At 61.9% G+C, this 6,577-nt stretch carries 7 protein-coding genes; 1 reads left to right on the top strand and 6 read right to left on the bottom strand.

Annotated elements, in window-relative coordinates:
* Positions 1-117: 117 nt before the first annotated feature.
* From GGR40_RS21940 to GGR40_RS21925, 4 genes are all read right to left on the bottom strand, one after another.
* Entirely contained in the window at positions 118-1,722 is a 1,605-nt protein-coding gene (locus GGR40_RS21940; RefSeq protein WP_429278393.1) for a DNA-directed RNA polymerase subunit alpha C-terminal domain-containing protein, read from the bottom strand.
* A 200-nt stretch (positions 1,723-1,922) separates the two neighbouring features.
* The gene (locus GGR40_RS21935; RefSeq protein WP_429278392.1) at positions 1,923-2,687 is read right to left on the bottom strand and encodes an SDR family oxidoreductase; all 765 of its coding nucleotides are present in this window, start codon (positions 2,685-2,687) and stop codon (positions 1,923-1,925) included.
* Between the two features lie 29 nt (positions 2,688-2,716).
* On the bottom strand, positions 2,717-3,268 hold the full coding sequence (locus GGR40_RS21930; RefSeq protein WP_429278391.1) for a carboxymuconolactone decarboxylase family protein: 552 nt from the start codon (positions 3,266-3,268) through the stop codon (positions 2,717-2,719).
* 20 nt (positions 3,269-3,288) lie between these two features.
* Positions 3,289-4,092 carry an SDR family NAD(P)-dependent oxidoreductase gene (locus GGR40_RS21925; protein ID WP_429278390.1) on the bottom strand — a complete coding sequence of 268 codons (804 nt, stop codon included), beginning with the start codon at positions 4,090-4,092 and terminating at the stop codon, positions 3,289-3,291.
* A 116-nt stretch (positions 4,093-4,208) separates the two neighbouring features.
* Here GGR40_RS21925 and GGR40_RS21920 point away from each other — a divergent pair, with 116 nt between their 5' ends.
* Complete coding sequence (locus GGR40_RS21920) at positions 4,209-5,150, top strand: GlxA family transcriptional regulator (RefSeq protein WP_429278389.1); 942 nt, start codon at positions 4,209-4,211, stop codon at positions 5,148-5,150.
* A gap of 9 nt (positions 5,151-5,159) precedes the next feature.
* On the opposite strand, the gene GGR40_RS21915 is transcribed toward GGR40_RS21920, so the two are convergent.
* Positions 5,160-5,471, bottom strand: a complete 312-nt coding sequence (locus tag GGR40_RS21915) for a putative quinol monooxygenase (RefSeq protein ID WP_429278388.1) — start codon at positions 5,469-5,471, stop codon at positions 5,160-5,162.
* A complete protein-coding gene (locus GGR40_RS21910) occupies positions 5,464-6,489 on the bottom strand; it encodes a zinc-binding alcohol dehydrogenase family protein (protein ID WP_429278387.1) in 1,026 nt (341 codons plus the stop codon). Before GGR40_RS21910 ends, GGR40_RS21915 begins: the two co-directional genes overlap by 8 nt.
* Positions 6,490-6,577 lie beyond the last annotated feature (88 nt).

Here is a 6,577-nt window from a genome sequence, read left to right as displayed (position 1 = left end):
ATCTGCGCCTCGGTAAAACGGCTCTTCCTCATGCGTCTGCTCCTTACAGTGGCAGACTCTACATCAAAATGAGGGACCTTTCGGGGGGCAGGTCAGATGCCTCGGGAAAAATCCCGTTTAGTCTTCGCCCCGCCGTCGCTGTGCACCGGGTGCTGCCTCTTGTTTCGGCGCCGTTGGGGGCAGGGGCGGGTGATTGGCAATCTCCTTTGCGAATGCTTCGATTGTGTACCGCAGGTCCGGCATCTCGGCTATGAGCTTACCGATTTCATTTTCTGCACGCGTCAGAAAGCCTGCGCAGTGATTCACAAGTGGAGAGGTCGCTCCCCAATCGCCGCTTACCGCGCTGGTGAACATTCCGACGGCCATCGTGACGGTAGTTACAACCACCAAATTGATCATCGACCGTTTGGCAATTCCCCCAGCTTTTCCGCCTTGGAAATCTCCTCGATTCGCAGCATCGACGAGGCCACGGATCACATCAGCGGTATCACTCGAGATTAGATCGTACCCTGATGCACTCTCGAGAACCTCGACGGTTGGCTGGAGATCAGCATGGTGGATAAGAAAGTTGCTGGCCTGTTCATCCAACTCACGAATGCTGGGGAAGGATCTCAGCCACGGAGCTAAGTTACGAATCAAGTCTTCAAGGGGTCGTCGCATTTCCGGGTCGAGGGGTGAGCCGGCCGACTCCGAATTTTCGCTACGCAGCCTCTGGTCGAGCTCGAGAAACGAGCCCAGTTCCAAAGTTTGTGCATAAAGATGGCCCAACACATCAGCAATTTCATGAGAGGGGCGCCCAAGGAGGGTAGAGATTCTATCGGCTGCTTCGGCAATGCCTGCCCAGCCTGGCTGGTTATCCAAGCGTCGCGCCAGCCCCGCGAAACGCAGTGCCTTTACGACAAGCGCTTCCTGAAGCTGGGTGACGAGCGGTTTAAGGGCTGTACTACGGTCATCTTCGCTATGCGCCTCTACTATGGCGAATTGATCGCCTTCGACCTCAAAATTGGCACCGCCGCTGAGCTGTTCGAGTTGGGCGGCTTCGGTCGCAATTGCTGGTCTGGCAGTGCCTGCTGAGGCGCTAGTAGAATCCCACGAACTTGGATCCATTCCAAGCCGGAGATCATGATCGGCCAAAGCCCCGTAAACGTCGTAGAGCGACTCACGGCCAAAACCGTAAGTCCTCAGCAGATCGACCTCTCTTCGTTGTACGAGCTCGCCAATCAGCTCTATTCCCATTCGCGAAAGTAGGGTCTTTGTGCGGGTGGGAAGCGCTAAATTTCGAACGGGCTGCATCATAAGCGAACTGGCTGGTTGCCCAGCCGGAGGAATTTGCAAAGACATTTTCAGCCACTTTTCGACGCGTTCGATCGCTGCGGGATTTGAGCCCGGGGCGACTTCGCTCATCTGGACATAGACGCGTTTCGGGAAGTCGAGTTTTTGAGGGAAGGGGTGGAGGCTGACCGACAGGAGACGACCTTCGCGTGCCGCGTTGTGGAAAGTCTGCGCCACCTGGGAATAGATGGGGTCGGCCAAGAGGCTTTCTGAAACAACTAGAATGAAGGGGCCATGCACCTTCTGGATGACCGGTGCCGACCCCAGCGCACTATTGACTTGAAGGGAAACGCGGGGGGCATCGGTATGCAAGAGTTGTGAAAGGGTAATAGCAAATGCTTGATCATTGGGGTGCGCTAAAATGATGGCATGCGGCTGGCTACTATCCATCAAATTGGCTTAATTGGGCCTCCATTCGATGGCAAGTGTGACGAAATACCGAGCGGAGGTGATACCGGAGTGGAGGAGCGTGTCTTGGTCGCGCTTCCGGAATCGGACTGTCTGCACCCGAGGTACCGGATTTGATACGTGAGAGTCTCCTAAGGGTCGACGCAAGAAGCGGGGTCAGCGGTGACCCCGCTTCTTGATTTTCAAACGGCGACTGGGATTGGATTGTCCGCCACGCTCTGGTTGAAGGCGGTGACCAGCGCATGTTCCTGCGCTCCTGGATTGTCGCGCAGCGGCTTTACAGCATCGACCAAGATTTCCGGGTCATCGCTGGCCAGTGCCAACATGGTCTGTTCGATGAAGTCGCCCAGCGGCATCGCCCGCGGGTCTCCGCTCCTGTAGATGAGATCCGTGTCGACCCATGGCGGGGCGATCTCCTGAACCTTGACGCTGGTATTGCAGAGCTGAAAGCGCTGCGACAAAGTGTAAGAATGCAGCGCCGCCTTGGTCGCGGAATAGATGGCGTTGGTCGCGAGCGGCACAAAGGCGAGTACGCTGCTGGTGTAGAGGATGGTCGCATCCGACTTGGTTTTGAGATGCTCGATCAGCGCGGACGTCATGCGTATCGGCCCGAGCAGATTGGTGGTGAGAAGTCCCTGCGCCATGACATCGTCGATTTCCCCTGCTGCATCATCGAACGGCATGATGCCGGCATTGTTCAGCAGCACGTTGGTCTCCGGAAAATCGCGCCTGATCGTTTCGGCAGCTTGCGCAATGCTGGCAGGGTCCGTGATGTCGAGCTGGATCGCGGCCATTCCCGGATGAGCGGCGGTTACCTCGTCGAGCAAGGCGCGGCGGCGACCGGAGATGATCACCCGATTGCCGCGCTCGTGCAGCGCTTGGGCAAGTGCACGACCGATGCCGCTGGTCCCACCGGTGATGAAGATGGTGTTGCCGGTAAGTTTCATGACTTTGGTCCTTCTGTTCGTATGTTCGACTATGCGGCCGTCGCCTGGACGCGAGCGATGCGCGGAAAGTCGAGGCTGGTGCCGACGATGTTGTTGATGCTGTTGGTGAGAATGCTGACCGCGACATGAGCGATCACTTCCAGAATCTCGGCGTCCGTCAGACCCGAGGAGCGGGCCTGCTCCAAGGCTAGCGAACCGGTCTGGCCGTGATCGGCATTGACGGCGAGCGCAAACGCAAGGACCGCCGCTGCATGGCCGTCACTGGCTCGGCCGAGCTGCGCATCGGCAAGGTCGGTGGCGGTCAGCCCCGCCGCCCGCCCCGCGCCGGTGTGCGCGGCAAGGCAGTAATCGCATCCGTTGGCCGCCGCGACGGCAATGGCGATCTGTTCCTGAACCTTGGCGGGGAGCGTCCCCTCGGCCAGCGCATTGCGTCCGTCCCAATAGACGTCGAGAACGGCGGGCGCCTGGGCCATGACGCGCAGGAGATTGGGCACCTTGCCCATGCGGGCCTTTGCCTCCCGGAAGATCGCTGCGGTATCGGCCGTGGCATCGGCCTCGGCAAGAGGAGCTATGGTCGACATGATCGTGTTCCTTTTCGAGTTCAGGCGGCTGCGCGGTCGGCAAGGCCGAAGCGGGCGGCGGGGGCGCTAGCGGACAAGTGCGGGCCGAGGGCGGCACGGGCGGCTTCGAATGCGTCCCACAAGCCGATGTCGGAAAGTGCGGGGATCGTGCTGGTCTCGCCCCGGTCGAACCCGACCAGCGCGGCGTCCACCATGTCCTCGGCGGGCATCACGATCTCGCCGGGCAGGTTCTCGATGGGCAGACCGCCGGTCTCCCAGAAGTCGGTTGCGGTGGCGCCGGGCAGGACCGACTGGACGCGGATACCCTTGTCCGCCAGCTCCTTGTGCAGCGAGAGGCTGAAGGCCTGAACGAAAGCCTTGGAGCCGCCGTAGACACCGTTCAACACTTCGGGAACGATGGCGACGATCGAGGCGATGTTGATGATCGCGCCCCTGCCGCGTGCCACGAACCCTGGTGCTGCTGCGTAGGCGAGCCGCATGGGCGCAGTGACGTTGAGGCGGACCATCGCTTCCATGAGGTCCACATCGCTATCGAGCAGGCTGGTATGCGTGCCGATCCCGGCGTTGTTGACAAGCATGGTGATGCTGGCATCCCGGCGCAGCACGGCTTCGACGGAGGCAAGGTCTTCGGCATCGCCCAGATCGGCGGCGATCACCTCCACGGAACGCCCGGTTTGATCGGACAGGCGAGAAGCCAACTTCTGCAGCTTCTCCCGATTGCGGGCGACCAGGATCAGATCGTGACCGCGGCGGGCCAGACGATCGGCGTAGATGGCGCCGATCCCGCTGGAGGCGCCGGTGATGAGTGCGGTTCCAAGGGTCATTGAGAATTCCTTTTCAAGAAGCGGTCGGTGACTTTCGACACCCGCTTTATGAGCCGAATGGACAGTGGCTTAAATGACGTATAACGACATGATTTAGGACATATGGAGATGAAGCGATGCCGCACGTCGCGATGGTCTTGACGCCGGGCTTCCAGTTTCTGGCACTCGGGGCGCAAGCCGCGTTCGAACTGGCCAACGTCGTCGTGGAAGAAGCTTTCTACACGCTGGGCATCTATTCGGTGGAGGGTGGGCCAGTCGCGTCGTCGAGCGGCTTTGCCGTGCCGACCGTGCCGCTTCGCGACGCCGGAACTGTCGATACCCTGCTGCTGATGGCCGGGCTGACGCCACCGCCCCTTCAGGGGGCAGCGACACTGGTGGCGCTCCATGCTGCGGCCGAGCCGGCGAGGCGGGTAGCGGGCTTGTGCACCGGTGCTTTCCTGCTTGCGCAGATGGGGCTGCTCGATGGTCGGCGCGCGACGACGCACTGGGCCTACGCAAGGCTGATGCGCGACGGTTTCCCCGGCATCCGGGTCGAGGACGATCGCATCTTCATCAACGAAGGAAAAGTGTGGACCTCGGCCGGCCTGACGGCCGGGCTGGATGTCGTGGTGGCGATGGTCGAGAAGGATCTCGGGCAGGAGGTCGCCCGATCGGTCGCCCGGCGGCTGGTGATGCATCATCGCCGGGCGGGCGGGCAGTCGCAGCATTCGGAAATGCTGGATCTGGCGCCCAGCAGTGATCGTATCCAGAAAGCTCTGGTCCACGCCCGCAGCCATCTCGGCAATCCGCTGACGGTAGAGGAGCTCGCGGAAGTGGCGGCATTGTCGCCCCGCCAGTTCAGCCGGGCATTTCGCGCCGAAACCGGTCAGTCGCCGGCCAAGGCGGTGGAGCAGCTACGGCTCGAAGCCGCCCGGCTGCTGCTGGAAGATACGCGCCACAGCCTGGAGGCAGTGGCGCGCGAGGTAGGGTTCATCGATCTGCGCCGCATGCGCGAGGTGTTCATGCGCAACTACGGGCAACCGCCCCAGGCGCTGCGCCGGATGATGCGCACCGCCTGAGGCGGGTGGTCAGTCGAGGCGCTTCAGCCGTTCCAGCGTCGGCGGCTTGGCCAACAGGGAGTCGAACCGGGCAGCCAGGGCGGTAAACGCCGGCGCAGCGGCATGGGCGTCCAGCGCGGCCTGGTGCGCCCAGGCCTCGATCATGACGATGACACCCGGTTCATCGTGACTTTCATGGGCAAGGTAGGCGATGCAGCCAGGTTCTGCGCGGACCTGCGGCAACAGGTTGGTGATCACTTCAGCAAGCTCGCCTGCCTTGCCGGGACGTGGGACGAGGCGCGCGATCAGATGGACCACGGTACTGCTGTCCGTTTCAGTCATCGCCCCAACCCTCCAGCACGATCTTGCCGCGCGTGGAGCCGGTTTCGACCTGGCGATGCGCAGCGATCAGGTTTGCCGCATTGATCGGCGACAGCGTTTGCGTCAGCGTGGTGCGGATTGCGCCCTGGTCTACCAGCACAGCAACCTCGTCGAGGAGCTTGCCCTGTTCCGCCACGTCCGATGTGTCGAACAGCGACCGGGTGAACATCAGTTCCCAATGGACGGACACCGCCTTGCGCTTGAAACCGACGATGTCCAGGCTGGCCGGGTCGTCGATCAATGCAAAGCGGCCCTGCGGCGCGATCAGTTCGGCAATGTCGGCAAGGTGCCGATCGGTGTGGGTGGTCGAAAAGACGAAGCGCGGCGCATCGAGCCCGAGAGCTGCGATCTGCGGTGCCATCGGCCCGCTGTGGTCGATGACATGATCGGCACCGAGGCTGCGCACCCAATCGGCAGTTTCCGGACGCGATGCCGTGGCGATGATCGTGAGGTCGGTGCCAGCCCGCGCGATTTGGATCGCGATCGATCCGACACCGCCTGCGCCGCCGATGATCAGGAGGGTGGCGGGCTTCTCCTCCGTCCGATCCTGCACACGCAGCCGGTCGAACAAGGTTTCCCAGGCGGTGATAGCCGTCAGGGGCAGGGCGGCCGCTTCGGCGACCGACAGAGTGGAGGGCGCGTGGCCGACGATGCGCTCGTCCACCAGCTGATATTCGACGTTGCTGCCATCCCGCGCGATATCACCTGCGTAGAAGACTGCATCGCCAACCTTGAACCGTGTGACGTCCGGCCCGACAGCCTCGACGGTGCCTGCGGCGTCCCAGCCCAATATGCGTTCCTCGCGGCCGCTGAAGGGGGCGGCGCCGGCGCGGACCTTGGTGTCCACCGGATTGACGGACACCGCCTGAACGGCAACCAGCAGGTCGCGGCCGCTCGGCTGAGGGCGGGGCAGTTCCAGATCGAGAAGAGCATTGGGCTGGTCGATCTGACCAGGATGACGATAGGCGACGGCGCGCATGGGAGATGCTTCCTTTTGCAGTTGCCCTCACCATCTAGGCATGGTGGCATTGTGCGCCATACGCACAAAAATTGCCCCTAGTATCAAG

The sequence above is a fragment of the Novosphingobium gossypii genome, from assembly GCF_050433305.1.
Lineage (GTDB): Bacteria > Pseudomonadota > Alphaproteobacteria > Sphingomonadales > Sphingomonadaceae > Novosphingobium > Novosphingobium gossypii.
The sequence above is the reverse complement of the archived record's forward strand: the minus strand, read 5'-3'. Positions and strand labels throughout refer to the sequence as shown.